We start from the raw sequence: 17,979 nt of genomic DNA, 5'->3' as shown, positions 1-17,979 counted from the left end.
GGTTTCATGACAAAAGCTTCATCTTCAGAGGGTTTTCTCAAGGCAAAAAAAACGCCCCGAACCAGTCGGGGCGTTTTCTTGTGCGGCGTTATGGCGGGGTATTACTTGCCCTGCCAGCGCTTCAGTACCAGGGTGGCGTTGGTGCCACCGAAACCGAAGCTGTTGCTCATCACGGTGTTGATGGTGGCGTTTTCGCGGGTCTTGGTCAGCACCGGCAGGTCGGCCACTTCAGGGTCCAGCTCGTCGATGTTGGCGGAGCCGGCAATGAAGTTGCCTTCCATCATCAGCATGCAGTAGATCGCTTCATGAACGCCGGCGGCGCCCAGGGAGTGACCCGACAGGCTCTTGGTGGAGCTGATGGCCGGTGCCTTGTCGCCGAACACTTCACGCACACCTTTCATTTCCGCGACGTCGCCGACCGGGGTCGAGGTGCCGTGGGTGTTGAGGTAGTCGATCGGGGTGTCGACGGTGGACAGCGCCTGCTGCATGCAGCGGATCGCGCCTTCGCCACTAGGGGCAACCATATCGTAGCCGTCGGAGGTCGCGCCGTAGCCAACGATTTCCGCATAGATCTTGGCGCCGCGGGCCAGAGCGTGTTCCAGCTCTTCAACCACGACCATGCCGCCACCGCCGGCGATGACGAAACCGTCACGGTCAGCGTCGTAGGCACGGGAGGCTTTTTCCGGGGTGTCGTTGCGCTTGCTGGACAGGGCGCCCATGGCGTCGAACAGGAACGACTGACTCCAGTGCTCTTCTTCACCGCCACCGGCGAAGACGATGTCCTGCTTGCCCATCTGGATCTGTTCCATGGCGGTACCGATGCAGTGAGCACTGGTGGCGCAGGCAGAAGCGATGGAGTAGTTCAGGCCCTTGATCTTGAACGGAGTGGCAAGGCATGCCGAAACGGTGCTGCTCATGGTCCGCGTGACGCGGTATGGGCCGACGCGCTTGACGCCTTTCTCGCGCAGGATGTCCAGCGCTTCCATCTGGTTCAGGGTCGATGCGCCACCGGAACCGGCGATCAGGCCGGTACGCGGGTTGGACACCTGTTCTTCGGTCAGGCCGGAGTCGGTGATGGCGTCTTTCATGGCCAGGTAGGCATAAGCTGCCGCGTGGCCGACGAAGCGATAGATCTTGCGATCGATCAGTTCTTCAAGGTTGAGGTCAATGGAGCCGGAAACCTGGCTACGCAGACCCATTTCGGCATATTCCGGGTTGAACCGGATGCCAGGGCGGCTTGCACGCAGGTTAGCGGAGACGGTCTCTTTGTCATTGCCCAGGCAAGAAACGATGCCCAGACCAGTGATAACGACGCGGCGCATGCGGATAACCCTTAGAAGTTGTCAGTGGAGGTGAACACGCCGACCCGGAGGCCTTCGGCGGTATAGATTTCGCGACCGTCGACAGTGACCGAACCGTCGGCGATGGCCAGGTTCAGCTTGCCCTTGAGGACGCGCTTGATATGAATGTTATAGGTGACTTTCTTGGCGGTCGGCAGGACCTGGCCGAAGAATTTCACTTCGCCCGAACCCAGCGCACGGCCACGGCCCGGCAAGCCTTGCCAGCCCAGGAAGAAGCCTACCAGTTGCCACATGGCGTCGAGGCCCAGGCAGCCCGGCATCACCGGATCGCCTTCGAAGTGGCAGGCGAAGAACCACAGGTCCGGATTGATATCCAGCTCGGCGACCAATTCACCTTTGCCGTACTTGCCACCTTCTTCGCTGATCAGGGTGATGCGATCAACCATCAGCATGTTCGGGGCGGGCAGTTGCGCGTTACCAGGGCCGAACAGCTCACCGCGACTGCAGCGCAGCAGGTCTTCCCGGGTAAAGGCGTTTTGTTTGGTCATGCGAGCTCCTCAATAGTCCCATGCGGCAGGTGGGGCAAATCTTCCCGGCCGATCGAAGCGTTCATGCCTCGAACCGGCAGCCTACTCATAGACTATTGCGTTGTGGTGAAAGTCACAGCACCAAGGACATGAATGTACACTTGTGCACTGAAATTTTTATTCAAGCCCCTTTTCGGGCCTGTTCGGGTGCCTAAGACTGCCGCACTTTCGCCTTTCACGCCAGTCACAGATGGTCGAAAGGCCTGTACTACTGCACCCAACGTTGCAGAATTTGCTGCAGATCAGTCCGTTTGAACGGCTTGGCCAGGTAATCGTTCATCCCCGCCGACAGGCAGGCTTCGCGATCGCCCTGCAAGGCGTTGGCGGTCAGGGCGATGATCGGCAGGTCGGTGCAACCGGGTAGCTTGCGGATTTGTCGGGTGGCTTCATAGCCATCGATGATCGGCAAGCGGCAATCCATCAGGATCGCTTCGAAAATCAGGCTTTCGGCACTGCGTACCGCCTGCGCGCCGTCGGCGGCGACACTGACCTTGAAGCCCAGGCTGCGCAACATGGCTTCGATGACCGTCTGGTTAACCGGGTTGTCTTCGACCAACAGCACATTGCGCCCTTCGCCGTTGCTGTTGCGCGATTGCGCGCGAGGGGGCAACAGCGGTTGTGTCTGCTGGTGCAGTGCCAGGGGAATTTCCAGGGTGAACACCGAACCGCGGCCTTCCTCACTCTGCGCGCGCAAGGTGCCGCCCATGCGTTCGGCCAGGGTACGGGCTATCGGCAGGCCCAGCCCCGTGCCGCCGTAGCGTCTGGAGATAGAGCTGTCGGCCTGCTGGAAAGCGTTGAACATCAATTCCAGGCTTTGCGCCGGGATGCCGATGCCGCTGTCGCGCACGGTGCAGGTGAACCACAGCAACTCGTGGTCCAGCGACTGCCACTGTGCCTCGATGGTGACGCGGCCCTTTTCGGTGAACTTCAGCGCGTTGCCAACCAGGTTGACCAGTATCTGCCGGATACGCGTCGGGTCGCCCTTGACCTGCAAGCCGCGCATGTCGTCGGGGATCATCAGTTGCAGGTCGAGACGGCGTTGCACGGCGCTGTGCTGGAACGACTGGGCGCAACTGCCGATCAGATCGGCGAGGTTGAACGCAATGTGCTCCAGTTCCAGCTCTGAACGTTCGATCCGCGAGAAATCCAGGATGTCGTTGATGACTTTGAGCAAGTGCTCGGTGGACTCCGAGGCCAGCGCCGCGTACTCCACCTGTTCCTCGGTCATGTCGGTGGTTTCCAGCAACTGCAGCATGCCCAGTACGCCATTCATCGGCGTGCGCAGTTCATGGCTCATCATGGCGAGGAAATCGGATTTTGCGTTGTTGGCCTTTTCCGCTTCTTCACGGGTCTGGATCAGTTGCGCCATGGCCTGATGCTGTTCGCGGCTGGCCTGCTCGAGACCGCTGGCGAGGTTGTTGATGTGTTGCGACAGCGCCCCCAGCTCGGTGTCGTCGACTATGGGCAGCGGTGTCTTGTAGTCGCCTTCCTGGATCGCCTTGACGGCATTGCCGATATCACGGATCGGTTGCGACAGGCTGCCCGCCAGGCGCCGGGCCACGAGGAAGGTAAACAGCAGGGCAAACAGCGCCAGGATGGCCGCCTTGAGCACGATTTCCTGTTGGCGCCGGCTGAAGGCGTCGTTGGACAGCCCGACGATCACCCGGCCCAGATAGTCTTCTGTGGGGGCGGCAGTGGCGGTTTTGCTGCTCTGGAAAAAATCATTGTGCAACGCGATGCGCTGGAGCCGTATCGGTGCCTGGAACACTTCGAGTTGTAGCGCGCGATTGTGGTGTTCGTTTGGTTGTTCGACGTACACCAGAACCCGGTTGGCGCTGTCCTGGATTTCCAGAAAGCTCACGTTGGGTGTGGCCAGCGTCGCCTTGAGCAAGGTTTCGAGCACTTCGATGTTGCCCGAAATCACTCCGTATTCGGTGGCCGGGGCCAGTTGATTGGCGATCAACTGCCCGGTGTGGGTGATTTCCTGACGCAGATCCTGAATGCGCACGAACGTGAAGAAACTGATCAGCAACAAGGTCAGCAGCAGCGCAGGGCCAAGGCTGATGAGTTGGGTGCGGGTGTTGATGTCCCAGCGACGGCGCAAGCTCATGGGCGGCGTTCTCCTTCAGCCAGCAGTGTGGCGACAGACGTTTCGTCTATCTGTTCGATGCCCAATGAACGTGCCACCTGCGGATTGCTCGCGACCTTGAATCGATGGGGATAGAGCGTGCGCGGCCAGGTGGCCGGTGGCCGGTCGAGCAATTCGTCGAGGACCGCCAGCCAGTCGCTCTGGTCGCTATAAGTGCTGGCCAGGCTCCCGGCCTTGACGAATCCGGCGTTGGGTCCGATCAGCGCCACTTGCCGCGAGTAGCTGCTCAGCAGCAGGTTCTTTGCGGTTTGCGGGTTGTACAGGTCGGCATCGTCCAGACCCAGCAACACGTCGCTTTTGCTTAGCAGTGCTTGTAGTGGACGACTGTCGTGAATGTTGTCCCAGCGCTGGGTGACCACTTCAAGACCCAGGGGGAGGGCGGCCTGACGCAGCTCATTCAAGAGGAATTCACTGTGGGTGTCGTAGAGCACGCCGATGCGTCTGGCCTGAGGCAACAGGGTGCGGGTCAAGCGTAACTGGCGGTCCAGTGGCGGATCGCTCCATAGCAGGCAAAGGCGCGCAGGCAACGTGTTGTTCAAGCGTTGCCGGGCTTGCAGGCGGCTGATGCGCAATACGAGAGTCGCCGGGCCCTGGGTGTTCTGCAGGCGCCAGTCGAGGCTGGGCAGGTCGAGCAGTATCAAGCGGATGTTTTCCGGCAGCTTGTCCGGTATCGGCATTTTGGCCAGCGTCTGGAAGCGTACGTTATCGCGTGGTCGCAACTCGCTCAGGGCCTGGGTAAACGCCCGCACAGCCGGGCTGTCTTCGGCCCCCGTGAGCAAAATGTCGGCCGCGTTACTCGCCAGGCTGCCCAGCAGGCCGCTTGTCAGCAGGCAGAGTATGGCCAGCAGCCGACCCAGGGTCGGTATTGCGCAGGCTGGACGATTCGGCATCTTAAAGCTCCAGCTCCGCGCTGAAGTACATCACGTGGCGCTGGTCATAATTGTTGTCGATGAAGGTGGTCGGCTGATTGTCCAGCCGTTGCTGGAGCACTCCGGCCAGTTCAAGGCTGGTCTTGCCCAAGGCGATACGTTTGGCGATGCGCACATCGACCCGTTCGAAGCGGTAGCCGTTGAGGGCATCATCGCCATAATAGAAAAGCGCACTGTTCCAGCCTTGGCCCCAATCGCGCAGCCATCCGGCCGAGCCACTGTTGCTTGCAGTCTGCCCGGCATCCAGCGGATTGCTGGCGTCCGTATCGACGTAGGCATAGGTCAGGCGCAGGCGATCGAGGCTGCCGATACGCCAGTCGAGCTGGGTTTCGACCCCCGAAAAACGCGCCTTGTTGGCGTTGCTGGCGATGTACTGATTATTGCGCAGCGGTTCACTGATCATGCCGGTGATTTCGTCGTGGAACAGCTTCACGTCGAGCGCCAGCCCCGGTTCGGGAAAATAGCCGTTGTAGCCCAGCTCCCGGGAGCGCATGTGCTCTTGATCGAGGTCGCCGGGGCCACGGGTCTTGACGAAATAGCGGGCGCTGGATTGGCCAAAGGCGCCGGGCTTGAGGTTAGTGACCTGATAACTCCAGTTGACGTTGTTCTCGAACATGTCCGGCGAACGGACGGCCTCGGAGTACACCGCACGCAAGCCATGGCGCGGATTGATCAGGTAGTTGACCGCCATGCGAGGTGTCAGTGAGCTGCCGATCAATCGGGTGTCCTCGAACATGGCACCGCCTTGCAGCAGCCAGTGTTCGGTGGCACGCCACTCGAACTGGCCGAACGCGCGCCAGATGGTGTCATCGAGCGTGCCATTGAAGTAAGTCTCGGAATCGGCCCGGTCGTAACGATAGTTCAAACCGCTGACCAGCCGCAGGTTATCGGCAAGGCTCAGGGTGTCCTGCAGTTCGAGGTCGTAGCGCGACTCTCGGGTGCTCTGGTCGATGTCGCCGCAAACGGTCTGGCTCGCGCCGTTACGCCATTGATCGAGCACCTGATTGGCCAGCGCCTGCTCGGCGGGCGTGCCGGCCGGCGCGCCAGGGCCGATGAAACGCGTGATATTGCGGGCCAGGCGTTCGGTGTAGTTCGGGTTCAATTGCCAGAGTTCGGTCAGTTGCGGGCTGAAGGATATTTCAGCATCGCAGGCGCGCCAGGTTTGCTGGCGATCCCAGTGTTGGGCCGAACCCTGGATATACAGGCTGTGGTCGGGATTGATGTCCAGATTCCAGCGCAATGAACCGGCGTAGTCCTTGGCGGTGACGTCGGAGTCGTTGCCCGCGCGGGTAATCCCCGGGAACACCGGCCGGTAGGTATAGGGTCGCTGGTTGGTGCCGTCCTTGGCATTCAACTGCCAGTCGAGGCTTTGCCGTTCGTCGAGGCTCTGGCTGACGGCGAGATTGAAGCGATCAAGGCGACGGCTGTCATGGTAGTCCGCGCCGGTTCGGTCGGTGTCGAAGCCGTCGTCTTGCTGGCCGGACAGGGACAGGCGCATGTCACCGTCTTCCCAGCCCAGGCCCTGGCTGGCGTAAAAGTCGTTGATGCCGCGCTGGCCCCGGGTGACCTTCATGCGTGTACCGTGACTGTCGGCCGGCCGCCGGGTAATGATGTTGACCACCGCCATCAGGGCATTGGCGCCGTAGCTGACGGTATTCGGCCCGCGAAAGACTTCAATGCGCTCGATGTCCTCCATGGCCACCGGAATGTCGCTCCAGTCCACGGTGGCCAGGCCGGCGCGATACACCGAGCGCCCGTCGATCAGCACTTGCATGCGTCGCGCTTCAGTTGCGTTGGTGCCGTGGTAGTTCACCGCTGCCTGGTTGCCGCTGATGTTGCCGACCATCATTCCCGGCACCAGGCGCAGCAATTCGCTGATGTCGCGGGCACCGCTGGCGTGGACCAGGGCGCTGTCGATCACCGTCATGCTTCCCGGTACGGCCGCCGGCGACTGCTTCAGGCGCGTGGCGGTGAGCACTTGCGGCAGCGGTTCACTGTCCAGGAACAAGTCGTCGGCCAGCGCCGGCGAGCTGAAAATCAGCGCCAGTAACAGAGGCGAACGCGGCGAAGGAGAGCCCGGAGACACAACAGATCCCTGTCAGTGATTGTTGGCGCGCATGTTAACCGAGCCGAATGACTTTTCCATTCACGATGTCGGCATTTTCCTCGGTTTTATTGCTCTTCTTCCTACTGGTGCAGGTATTTGATGCCGGGGCTGGCCGCCGATGGGCTGCCCCGTATAATGCCGACATCGCCACTGGTATGGATTAACGGATTGCATATGACTGAACAGCGCCCGATTGCGGTCCTGGGAGGCGGAAGTTTTGGAACCGCCGTGGCTAATCTGCTGGCCGAGAACGGGCATCAGGTTCTTCAGTGGATGCGTGACCCCGAACAGGCCGAGGCCATTCGGGTCAATCGCGAGAACCCGCGTTACCTCAAAGGCATCAAGATTCTGCCCGGCGTTACGCCGGTCACCGACCTGCAAGCCACCCTGGACGCCTGCGACCTGTGTTTCGTCGCGTTGCCCTCCAGCGCGCTGCGCTCGGTGCTGGTGCCGCACGCTGAACGCTTGACCGGCAAATTGCTGGTGAGCCTGACCAAAGGCATCGAAGCCCACACGTTCAAGTTGATGAGCGAGATCCTCGAAGAGATCGCCCCGCAGGCGCGCATCGGCGTCCTGTCCGGACCCAACCTGGCCCGTGAAATCGCCGAGCACGCGCTGACCGCCACGGTGGTCGCCAGTGAAGACGAAGAACTCTGCCAGCAGGTTCAGGCCGCGCTGCACGGGCGCACCTTTCGTGTGTACGCCAGCGCCGACCGTTTCGGCGTGGAGTTGGGCGGGGCGTTGAAAAACGTCTACGCGATCATCGCCGGCATGGCGGTGGCGCTGGGCATGGGGGAAAATACCAAGAGCATGCTGATCACCCGGGCATTGGCGGAAATGACCCGCTTCGCGGTGAATCAGGGCGCCAACCCGATGACCTTCCTGGGGCTGGCGGGCGTGGGCGATCTGATCGTGACCTGTTCGTCGCCCAAGAGCCGCAACTATCAGGTCGGCTTCGCCCTCGGCCAGGGCCTGAGCCTGGACGAGGCGGTCACGCGCCTGGGTGAAGTCGCCGAAGGGGTCAACACCCTTAAAGTACTCAAGGCCAAGGCCCAGGAGGTTGGTGTGTACATGCCGCTGGTCGCCGGGCTGCACGCGATCCTGTTCGAGGGCCGCACGCTGGAGCAGGTCATCGGTCTGTTAATGCGTGGCGAGCCGAAAACCGACGTCGACTTTATTTCCACCAGTGGTTTCAACTAATCACGCTTGCCAGAAAAGCAGGGAGTTGCGCATGAACGATCCAAAAGTAGAAGCCAAGTACGAGTCTATCCTGCTGCGGGTGCTGTGGATGATCCTCTTCGTGCTGGTGTGGCAAGTGGCGCAGTTCATCCTCGGCGCCGTCGTGCTGGTGCAGTTGATCTATCGTTTGTTCTATGGCGCCCCAAGCGCCAGCCTGATGAATTTCGGCGACAGCCTGAGCCAGTTTTTGGCGCAGATCGGTCGTTTCGGCAGCTTTCACAGCGACCAGAAGCCTTGGCCGTTCGCCGACTGGCCGACGCCGCGTACACCGGAAGGCGAGGCGCCGCATGTCGTGGCACCGGCACCCCATCCGGCCCGAGATGAGGAACCCAAGCTATGAAACTCTGGGTATTGCGTCATGGTGAAGCTGTACCACACGGTTCCCGCCCCCACGATTCGGAGCGGGAATTGACGGATAACGGTCGTAAGGAAGTATTGAAAGTCGCCGCAGAGCTGGTGGGTCAGCCGCTGACCGGCATTTACGCCAGCCCGTACCTGCGAGCGCAGCAAACAGCGCAACTGGTACGAGAGGCGTTGGGTTTCGAACCGGAAATCCGCACCGTCGAGTGGCTGACACCGGACACGGAACCGGACAAGGTGGCCGAACAGATGGTCGCGGTAAGCAACGTGCTGCTGGTCAGTCACAACCCGCTGGTGGGGAATCTGTTGAGCTACCTGCAGCATGGTGCCGGGCATCTGCCAGAGCGGATCAGCACCGCCGGCCTGGCCGAGCTCGAGAGCAATGAGTTGTTGGTCGGGTCGATGAGGCTCAACGGCATCAAGCACCCATAAAAGCAAAGATCGCAGCCTGCGGCAGCTCCTACAAGATGCACGCCATTTCCATGTAGGAGCTGCCGCAGGCTGCGATCTATTGATTTTGTTTTTCCGTTAAAAATTCAACCAAGCACTTGCTTGGTTGACTACGCTTGCTCCAGACCAAAAAAACAGGAGCGAGTCGCATGTCTGCTGCTTTTCGTTTGCCGCTGGACGTTTTCTACGAGCGTGAGGCCCGTCATCCCCGCCAGCGCTTTCTGGTCCAGCCTGTCGGCGGTGGTCAGGTCGAGACCTTGACCTGGGCCGATGTCGGTCATCAGGCACGCTGTGCAGCTCACTGGCTGCGAGCGCGGGAACTGCCGCAGGGTAGCCATATCGCCCTGATCTCGAAAAACTGTGCGCACTGGATCATTGCCGACCTGGCGATCTGGATGGCCGGGCATGTCTCGGTGCCGCTGTACCCCAACCTGACCGCCGAGACCGTTGCCCAGGTACTCGAACATTCAGAAGCGGCGCTGGCATTCATCGGCAAGCTCGACGACTGGCCAGGCATGTCCCGTGGCGTCAGCTCCGACCTGCCGACCATCAGCCTGCCCCTGCATCCCCCAGGCGACTTTGATTTCAGCTGGACCGACCTGCAACGCAACTCGCCCATCCAGGACAATCCCAAGCCTGCCGCCGACCAACTGGCGACCATCATCTACACATCCGGCACCACGGGCATGCCCAAGGGCGTGATGCACAGCTTCGGCAATCTGGGGTTCGCCACCACACGCGGCACTGCGTTGTTCGGCCTCAACGAGTCGGACCGGCTGTTGTCCTACCTGCCGCTGTGCCACGTTGCCGAGCGGATGTTCGTCGAACTGGCGTCGATCTATACCGGCCAAACAGTGTTTTTCGCTGAGAGCCTCGACACCTTCCTCACCGACCTGAAGCGTGCGCGGCCGACCGCACTGTTTGGCGTGCCGCGCATCTGGACCAAATTCCAGATGGGCGTGTACAGCAAGATCCCGGCAAAACGCCTCGACTTCCTGCTCGGCCTGCCGATCATCGGCAAACGGGTCGGGCATAAAGTCCTCGCCGGGTTGGGGCTGGATGCGTTGCGCATCGCCTTGTCCGGCGCGGCTCCGGTGCCGCAGACCTTGTTGCAGTGGTACCGCAAACTGGGGCTGGACGTGCTGGAGGTCTACGGCATGACCGAGAGTTGCGGCTACTCCCACATCGGCATGCCGGGCCAGAACAAACCGGGCTGGATCGGCAAGCCGTGTCCAGAGGTCGAAGTGCGGATTGCCGAGACGGGGGAGGTCATGGTGCGCAGTGGTGCGACCATGCTCGGGTATTACAAGGAGCCGGAAAAAACCGCCGACACCATTACCGAGGACGGCTTCCTGCGTACCGGCGACAAGGGCGAGGAGGACGCCGAAGGCAATCTGCGCCTGACCGGACGCTTGAAGGAGATCTTCAAGACCAGTAAAGGCAAGTACGTGGCTCCGGCACCGATTGAAAATCGCCTGGCCGTGCATTCGCGCATCGAACAGGTTTGCGTGGTGGGCGACGGCTTGAGTGCGCCGCTGGGGTTGTGCGTGTTGTCGGCGGTCGGCCAGCAGGATGCCGGCGGGGCCGCGCGCGCCGGCCTGCATTCGAGCCTGGAAAAACTCCTGGAAGAGGTCAACGGCGCCCTCGACAAGCATGAACAGCTGCGACGCCTGGTGGTGGTCAAGGACAGTTGGGCCGTGGAAAACGGCTTTCTCACCCCGACCCTGAAGATCAAGCGCAACGTGATTGAAGCGGCTTACGGTGAGCGCTTTGAGGAATGGAGCGAGCGCAGCGAAGCGGTGCTGTGGCAGGATTGATCCACGAACAAAACCAACAAGGAACCTCTGCGATGAGCCTGTGGCGCACCATCCCGAACATCGAGCAGTTGAACGCGATCCAGAAAAATACCATTGGCGAAGTGCTGGACATCCGTTTCGAAGCCTTCGACGACGAGTCCCTGACTGCCAGCATGGTCGTCGATCACCGCACCCATCAGCCTTATGGATTGCTGCATGGCGGTGCCTCGGTGGTGCTGGCCGAATCGGTCGGCTCGATGGCCAGCTACCTGTGCATCGATGCCAGCAAATTCTATTGCGTGGGCCTGGAAATCAACGCCAACCATTTGCGCGGTCTGCGCAGCGGACGGGTGACGGCGGTGGCCAAGCCGATCCACATTGGCCGCACGACCCATGTCTGGGACATTCGGCTGACCAGCGATGAGGGCAAGGCCAGTTGCGTGTCGCGACTGACCATGGCGGTGGTGCCGTTGGGTGAGAATCCGCCGGTACGTTGACGGTTTGAAATCAAAAGATCGCAGCCTGCGGCAGCTCCTACCACCATTCCTGGTAGTTATGGTCATTGCTGTAGGACGCGGTCTTGCGGACAATCAACGCCTGTTCTAACTCATGGATTTGCAGGTATGTCGCAACAGATCTTTTTCGCCCACGCCAATGGTTTTCCTTCGGGGACCTACGGCAAGTTGTTTGCGGCGCTGGCACCCGAGTTTGAGGTGACGCATCTGGAGCAGCACGCCCACGACCCGCGTTTTCCGGCGGACGACAACTGGTACAACCTGGTGGATGAGCTGATCCATCACCTGCAACAACAGGCCGAGCCTGTGTGGGGCGTCGGTCACTCCTTCGGTGGCGTGTTGCACCTGCATGCCGCTTTGCGCTGCCCTGAGTTGTATCGCGGGGTGGTGATGCTCGACTCGCCAGTGCTGACACGCACCGACCGATGGGTCATACGGGCGGCCAAACGCTTTGGTTTCATCGACCGTTTGACCCCGGCCGGGCGTACCCTGGGCCGCCGTGAAGAATTCGCCGACCTGGACAGCGCCCGCAAGTATTTCGCTGGCAAGACCCTGTTCCGCGGCTTCGACCCGGAATGCTTCGATGCCTACCTGCAACACGGCTTGCATCAGGTCGGCGACAAGCTGCGCCTGCGCTTCGACCCGGCCACGGAAATCAGCATCTATCGCGGCGTGCCGCACACAAGCCCGGGCAGCACCCGGCAGTTGCAAGTGCCGCTGGCGGTGGTTCGCGGGCATGACAGCCGCGTGGTGATGCGTCATCACGCCAGTTCGGTCGACCGCCTGCCGCTGGGAGAGTCGTTGACCATGCCCGGCGGCCACATGTTTCCGCTCGAACGTCCCCTTGATACCGCTGGCATGCTCAAAGGCCTGTTCTATCGCTGGGGCGGCCGTCGACAGCAGGATTGCGCATGAACCACGTCGTCGAAGAGGTTCGCCTGAGCCTGCCGCACATCGAACTGGCGGCGCACCTGTTCGGCCCTGAAGACGGATTGCCGGTGATTGCCCTGCATGGCTGGCTGGACAACGCCAACAGCTTTGCCCGCCTGGCACCCAAACTCAAAGGCCTGCGCATCATCGCACTGGACATGGCCGGTCACGGTCATTCCGGGCATCGCCCGCCGGGCGCTGGCTACGCCATGTGGGACTATGCCCACGATGTGCTGCAAGTCGCCGAACAGCTTGGCCTGCGCAAATTTGCGCTGATGGGGCATTCGATGGGCGCCATTGCTTCGCTGATCATCGCCGGGTCGATGCCCGAGCGGGTTACCCACCTGGCGTTGATCGACGGCATCATTCCTCCTACAGACAAAGGTGAAAACGCTGCCGAGCGCATGGGCATGGCCCTGCAAGCGCAACTGGATCTGCGGGAAAAGCGCAAACCGGTCTACGACACTCTCGACCGGGCCATCGAAGCGCGCATGAAGGGCCTGGTGGCGGTCAGCCGCGAGGCCGCCGAACTGCTGGCGCAGCGTGGCCTTATGCCGGTGCCGGGCGGTTACACCTGGCGCACCGACAATCGCCTCACGCTGCCATCGCCGCTGCGTCTTACCACCGAACAGGCCATGGCCTTCGTCCAGCGGATCAAGTGTCCTGCAACATTGGTGGTTGCTGCCGACGGCATGCTCGCCAAACACCCGGAGTTGCTGGAGCGTCTACCCTTTAGCCGGGAACAGCTGCCAGGCGGCCATCATTTGCACCTCAATGACGAGTCCGGTGCTGATCTTGTCGCAGACTGTTTCAATCGGTTCTTCGCCACTCCTTGACTTGCGCCGGGCAACTGTCGAGGCTTGGCGGGTTGAAAAGGGAGACAACCATGATAGATCTCTACACCGCTGCGACCCCGAATGGCCACAAGGTCTCTATCGTGCTCGAGGAACTCGGCCTGCCCTACACGGTGCATGCCTTGAGTTTCGACAAAAAGGAGCAGAAGTCCGCGGACTTCCTCAAGATCAACCCCAATGGCCGGATTCCGGCGATTGTCGACCGCGCCAACGGTGATTTCGCCGTGTTCGAATCCGGCGCCATCCTGATTTACCTCGCTGAACAAACCGGCAAACTGATGCCATCGGACCCGAAGGGACGTTCGCTGGTATTGCAGTGGCTGATGTTCCAGATGGGCGGGATCGGCCCGATGCAGGGCCAGGCCAACGTGTTCTTCCGCTACTTTCCGGAAAAGCTTCAGGGCGCCATCGACCGCTATCAGCATGAAACCCGTCGCCTCTACGAAGTGCTCGACACCCGGTTGCAAAGCGTGGAGTTCCTCGCCGATCAGTACAGCATTGCCGACATCGCCACCTTTCCCTGGGTGCGCGGCTACGAGTGGTCGGGCGTCTCGGTGGAGGGCTTGACGGCGTTGCAACGCTGGATGGCAACCCTGGAGGCCCGGGCGGCGGTGCAGCGTGGTTTGCAAGTACCCAAACGCGCCGATGAAGCCAGTGTCATCAAGGGTGCCCAGGCCATGCTGATCCGATGAGTCTATCCATGCGTTCATTCAGTTTATTGGTGCTGTGCAGTTTCAGTCCCTTGTTGTTCGCCGCCGATGTTCCGGGCAGTCAGGACCTGCCGATAGTACCGCGCATGGTCGACGCCCAGATTGTCGACTATCGTCCTGCCGCCGAACTGGAGCGGATCTACCCGCTGGGCTCGATCCGGAAAATCAGTGGCCAGTTACGTTTCGACGGCCAGGTCAGTGCCCGCGGCAACGTCACTTCCGTGACCTACGAGTTGCCACCGGAGCATTCATCCATCGAGGCGTTCACCGCTGCCCGCGAGGCCTTGCAACAGCAGGACGCCGGCTTGCTGTTTTGGTGCCAGGCGCGCGATTGCGGTGAAAGCAGCCTATGGGCCAATGAAGTCTTCGGCAACGCCAAGCTGTACGGCGCCGACGATCAACAAGCCTATCTGCTGCTGCGACTTGCCGCTCCACGGGACAACACGCTTATCGCGCTGTACAGCATCACCCGGGGTAATCGCAAAGCCTACCTGCATGTCGAGCAGTTCGACGCTTCGGCACCGCTGGGCGAGTTGTTGCCGACCTCCGCGACCTTGCTGCGTGAACTCAAGAGCACCGGCGAGCTCGATTTTTCCACGTTGAACAGCGCACCTGACGAGACCTGGCTCCGCCTGATTTCTCGCGGGCTGAACCTGGACACCACCTTGCGGGTCAGCATTTCCGGAGCGAATGCCGAAGCCTGGCGTCAGGCACTGATTGGCCAGGGCGTGCGTGCCGCGCGGATGGAAGCTGGCAGTGCCGGAGGCTCTGGCCTGCACATCGAGCTATTGCGCTAGGCTGTACCGGGCGAGCGCGTACATCGCGTTCGCCTACTCTTTTGCTGACTGACTTTTTCGAGACTTTTGATGATCAATAACGATCGCCTATTGGTGCAGATCCTGCTCGTGGTGTTGTTCGGCGCGAGCTTCTGGGTGATGGCGCCGTTCTGGTCGGCGATGTTCTGGGGCGCGGTACTGGCGTTTGCCAGTTGGCCGCTGATGCGCTTGCTGACCCGTTGGCTCAATGGCCGCGAGTCGCTGGCGGCGGCATTGCTGACCCTGGGCTGGATGGTGCTGGTAGCTGCACCCTTGGTGTGGCTGGGTTTCAATCTTGCCGATCATGTGCGCGATGCCACGGCTTTCATCAAGGATGCGCAGGTCGAGGGGCTACCCGAAGCGCCGCTGTGGCTGGGTTCGATTCCCCTGGTGGGCGGACGGCTGGTGGGGATCTGGAACAGCATCGATGAGCAGGGCGCGGCGATGATGGTGTCGCTCAAGCCTTATCTGGGGCAGATGGGTAACTGGTTGCTGGCGCGCAGCGCGCAGATCGGCGGCGGTATTCTCGAACTGACCCTGAGCGTCGTCTTCGTGTTCTTTTTCTATCGTGACGGGCCGCGCCTGGCGGCGTTTGTACACACGTTGCTGGAGCGGCTGATCGGTCAGCGGGCCGGCTATTACATCGAATTGGTGGCGGGCACGGTTCAGCGGGTGGTGAACGGCGTGATCGGTACCGCCGCGGCCCAGGCGATCCTGGCGCTGATCGGGTTCCTGATTGCCGGCGTACCGGGAGCGTTGGTACTCGGCATTGTGACGTTCATGCTCAGCCTGATCCCGATGGGCCCGCCGCTGGTGTGGATTCCGGCGACCGCGTGGCTGGTCTGGAAAGGCGAGTACGGGATGGCCATATTCCTCGGGATCTGGGGCACATTCGTCATCAGCGGTGTCGACAACGTGCTCAAGCCATACCTGATCAGCCGTGGCGGTAACCTGCCGCTGGTCATTGTGCTGCTTGGGGTATTTGGCGGGTTGATTGCCTTTGGTTTTATCGGCCTGTTCATTGGCCCGACATTGCTGGCGGTGGCCTACAGCCTGTTGATCGACTGGAGCAAGCCTCAGGCGCGGGTTGACGATCGTCGGCCCTGAGATTTGTATTCTGCTTGGGGAACTCGACACAATGGCCTCAAGGACTGGCCTTGCCTGAGCCGTCGCGACGATTTACCGATCATCGGGTCCCGCAGCGGCGCTGGTTCCGCTACAATGCGCGCCGATTTCGACTTGCCTGAGAGCCCACTCATGTCCGCCTGCCAGACTCCCATCATCGTCGCCCTGGATTTCCCTACCCGTGACGCCGCACTGAAGCTGGCCGATCAGTTGGACCCGAAGCTGTGCCGGGTCAAAGTCGGCAAGGAACTGTTCACCAGTTGCGCCTCGGAAATCGTCGGTACCCTGCGTGACAAGGGTTTCGAAGTGTTTCTGGACCTCAAGTTCCACGACATCCCGAACACCACCGCGATGGCCGTCAAGGCGGCTGCGGAAATGGGCGTGTGGATGGTCAACGTGCATTGCTCCGGCGGCCTGCGCATGATGGCTGCGTGCCGTGAAGTGCTGGATCAGCGCACCGGTCCGAAACCACTGCTGATCGGCGTGACCGTGTTGACCAGCATGGAGCGTGAAGACCTGGCGGGCATCGGTCTGGACATCGAGCCCCAGGAGCAGGTGCTGCGCCTGGCCGCCCTGGCGGAAAAAGCCGGGATGGACGGCCTGGTGTGCTCGGCCCTGGAAGCCCAGGCACTGAAAGCGGCGCATCCGTCACTGCAACTGGTGACCCCGGGGATTCGTCCGGCGGGCAGTGCCCAGGACGATCAGCGCCGCATTCTGACCCCGCGTCAAGCGCTGGATGCCGGTTCCGACTATCTGGTGATCGGCCGTCCGATCAGCCAGGCGGCGGATCCAGCCAAGGCGCTGGCTTCAGTTGTGGCTGAATTGGCCTGATCAGACACCGCAGAACCCATTGTGGGAGCGGGCTTGCTCGCGAAGAGGGCGTGTCAGTCGACGAAGATGTTGTCTGGCACACCGCATTCGCGAGCAAGCCCGCTCCCACATTGTTTTTAGGGTGACTTCAAAAATCGGGTTACACCTTCAACACCAGCTTCCCGAAATTTTCGCCGCTGAACAATTTCATCAGCGTCTCCGGGAACGTCTCCAGTCCTTCGACGATGTCTTCCTTGCTCTTGAGCTGTCCCTTGGCCATCCAGCCGGCCATTTCCTGGGCGGCGCTGGCGTACTGGGCGGCGTAGTCCATCACCACAAAGCCTTCCATGCGCGCGCGGTTGACCAGCAGTGACAGGTAGTTGGCCGGTCCCTTGACCGCCTCTTTGTTGTTGTACTGGCTGATGGCACCGCAAATCACCACCCGCGCCTTCATGTTCAGGCGGCTCAACACTGCGTCGAGAATGTCGCCACCGACGTTATCGAAATACACGTCGACGCCTTTCGGGCACTCGCGCTTGAGGCCGGCGAGGACGTCTTCGCTCTTGTAGTCGATAGCGCCATCGAAACCCAGCTCATCGATCAGGAACTTGCACTTGTCGGCGCCGCCGGCGATGCCAACCACCCGGCACCCTTTGATCTTGGCGATCTGCCCGGCGATGCTGCCCACGGCGCCGGCTGCGCCCGACAGCACCACGGTGTCACCGGCCTTCGGAGCGCCGACGTCGAGCAGGGCGAAGTACGCCGTCATCCCGGTCATGCCCAGCGCGGACAAGTAACGTGGCAGCGGTGCCAGTTTCGGATCGACCTTGTAGAAACCTCGCGGCTCGCCGAGGAAAAAATCCTGCACGCCCAGGGCGCCGTTGACGTAATCCCCGACCGCGAATCCCGGGTTGTTCGAGGCAATGACTTTGCCCACACCCAAGGCGCGCATGACTTCGCCGAGCCCGACCGGCGGGATGTAGGACTTGCCTTCGTTCATCCAGCCACGCATGGCCGGATCCAGGGACAGGTATTGGTTCTCGACCAGGATCTGACCCGCCGCCGGCTCGCCGACCGGTACTTCCTGGTAGGTGAATGTCTCACGGGTCGCCGCGCCAACCGGACGTTTGGCGAGCAGGAATTGGCGATTGATCTGGGAGGTCATGGCAGGCACTCAGGATGAATGAAGCTTTGTTGATAGCCGGTCAGCGCCGATGCCGCAAGTTCGGCTGATGCGGCGAATGCAGCCTGATCCAGTGCAGTGATAGTTGGTACGGCAGTTCCATCACTGCAACTCATGGG

The 17,979-nt window shown here is 61.2% G+C and carries 17 protein-coding genes; 11 read left to right on the top strand and 6 right to left on the bottom strand.

The window, feature by feature from the left end; all coding sequences use genetic code 11:
* Positions 1–101: 101 nt before the first annotated feature.
* The 5 genes from fabB to AB4O40_RS10385 all read right to left on the bottom strand — a co-directional run bounded on the left by fabB (position 102) and on the right by AB4O40_RS10385 (position 7,052).
* A complete protein-coding gene (fabB, locus tag AB4O40_RS10405; protein ID WP_046042997.1) occupies positions 102–1,322 on the bottom strand; it encodes a beta-ketoacyl-ACP synthase I in 1,221 nt (406 codons plus the stop codon).
* An 11-nt stretch (positions 1,323–1,333) separates the two neighbouring features.
* The gene (gene fabA / locus AB4O40_RS10400) at positions 1,334–1,849 is read right to left on the bottom strand and encodes a 3-hydroxyacyl-[acyl-carrier-protein] dehydratase FabA (protein WP_003227150.1); all 516 of its coding nucleotides are present in this window, start codon (positions 1,847–1,849) and stop codon (positions 1,334–1,336) included.
* Positions 1,850–2,096: 247 nt separating this feature from the next.
* On the bottom strand, positions 2,097–3,998 hold the full coding sequence (locus tag AB4O40_RS10395) for an ATP-binding protein (protein WP_056728000.1): 1,902 nt from the start codon (positions 3,996–3,998) through the stop codon (positions 2,097–2,099).
* Positions 3,995–4,927, bottom strand: a complete 933-nt coding sequence (locus AB4O40_RS10390; protein WP_056727997.1) for an ABC transporter substrate-binding protein — start codon at positions 4,925–4,927, stop codon at positions 3,995–3,997. Before AB4O40_RS10390 ends, AB4O40_RS10395 begins: the two co-directional genes overlap by 4 nt.
* Before the next feature lies 1 nt (position 4,928).
* Positions 4,929–7,052 carry a TonB-dependent receptor plug domain-containing protein gene (locus tag AB4O40_RS10385; RefSeq protein ID WP_460154712.1) on the bottom strand — a complete coding sequence of 708 codons (2,124 nt, stop codon included), beginning with the start codon at positions 7,050–7,052 and terminating at the stop codon, positions 4,929–4,931.
* A gap of 195 nt (positions 7,053–7,247) precedes the next feature.
* On the opposite strand from AB4O40_RS10385, the gene AB4O40_RS10380 reads away from it, so the two are divergent.
* The 11 genes from AB4O40_RS10380 to pyrF all read left to right on the top strand — a co-directional run bounded on the left by AB4O40_RS10380 (position 7,248) and on the right by pyrF (position 16,698).
* Positions 7,248–8,273 carry an NAD(P)H-dependent glycerol-3-phosphate dehydrogenase gene (locus tag AB4O40_RS10380; RefSeq protein WP_046042990.1) on the top strand — a complete coding sequence of 342 codons (1,026 nt, stop codon included), beginning with the start codon at positions 7,248–7,250 and terminating at the stop codon, positions 8,271–8,273.
* Positions 8,274–8,304: 31 nt separating this feature from the next.
* Positions 8,305–8,652, top strand: a complete 348-nt coding sequence (locus AB4O40_RS10375; protein ID WP_056727994.1) for a DUF4389 domain-containing protein — start codon at positions 8,305–8,307, stop codon at positions 8,650–8,652.
* Positions 8,649–9,104: a phosphohistidine phosphatase SixA gene (sixA, locus tag AB4O40_RS10370; protein ID WP_056727993.1), complete on the top strand. Its 456-nt coding sequence runs from the start codon at positions 8,649–8,651 to the stop codon at positions 9,102–9,104. The genes AB4O40_RS10375 and sixA overlap by 4 nt, the downstream gene beginning before the upstream one ends.
* A gap of 167 nt (positions 9,105–9,271) precedes the next feature.
* Positions 9,272–10,939 (top strand): AMP-binding protein, encoded by a 1,668-nt coding sequence (locus tag AB4O40_RS10365; RefSeq protein ID WP_460054665.1) that lies wholly within the window; start codon positions 9,272–9,274, stop codon positions 10,937–10,939.
* 32 nt (positions 10,940–10,971) lie between these two features.
* Complete coding sequence (locus AB4O40_RS10360) at positions 10,972–11,415, top strand: hotdog fold thioesterase (RefSeq protein WP_056727989.1); 444 nt, start codon at positions 10,972–10,974, stop codon at positions 11,413–11,415.
* A gap of 126 nt (positions 11,416–11,541) precedes the next feature.
* On the top strand, positions 11,542–12,348 hold the full coding sequence (locus AB4O40_RS10355) for an alpha/beta fold hydrolase (RefSeq protein ID WP_056727987.1): 807 nt from the start codon (positions 11,542–11,544) through the stop codon (positions 12,346–12,348).
* Positions 12,345–13,199, top strand: a complete 855-nt coding sequence (locus AB4O40_RS10350) for an alpha/beta hydrolase (RefSeq protein ID WP_056727985.1) — start codon at positions 12,345–12,347, stop codon at positions 13,197–13,199. The genes AB4O40_RS10355 and AB4O40_RS10350 overlap by 4 nt, the downstream gene beginning before the upstream one ends.
* Positions 13,200–13,249: 50 nt before the next feature.
* Complete coding sequence (locus AB4O40_RS10345) at positions 13,250–13,909, top strand: glutathione S-transferase family protein (RefSeq protein WP_056727983.1); 660 nt, start codon at positions 13,250–13,252, stop codon at positions 13,907–13,909.
* A gap of 8 nt (positions 13,910–13,917) precedes the next feature.
* A complete protein-coding gene (locus AB4O40_RS10340; protein WP_409078939.1) occupies positions 13,918–14,724 on the top strand; it encodes a DUF4892 domain-containing protein in 807 nt (268 codons plus the stop codon).
* A 69-nt stretch (positions 14,725–14,793) separates the two neighbouring features.
* The gene (locus AB4O40_RS10335; RefSeq protein WP_056727980.1) at positions 14,794–15,849 is read left to right on the top strand and encodes an AI-2E family transporter; all 1,056 of its coding nucleotides are present in this window, start codon (positions 14,794–14,796) and stop codon (positions 15,847–15,849) included.
* 150 nt (positions 15,850–15,999) lie between these two features.
* A complete protein-coding gene (pyrF, locus tag AB4O40_RS10330) occupies positions 16,000–16,698 on the top strand; it encodes an orotidine-5'-phosphate decarboxylase (RefSeq protein ID WP_008016546.1) in 699 nt (232 codons plus the stop codon).
* A gap of 139 nt (positions 16,699–16,837) precedes the next feature.
* On the opposite strand, the gene AB4O40_RS10325 is transcribed toward pyrF, so the two are convergent.
* Positions 16,838–17,842, bottom strand: coding sequence for an NADP-dependent oxidoreductase (locus AB4O40_RS10325; RefSeq protein WP_056727978.1), 1,005 nt, complete (start codon positions 17,840–17,842; stop codon positions 16,838–16,840).
* Positions 17,843–17,979: the final 137 nt, after the last annotated feature.

The organism is Pseudomonas sp. S2_F07 (assembly GCF_054668325.1).
The sequence above is the reverse complement of the archived record's forward strand: the minus strand, read 5'-3'. Positions and strand labels throughout refer to the sequence as shown.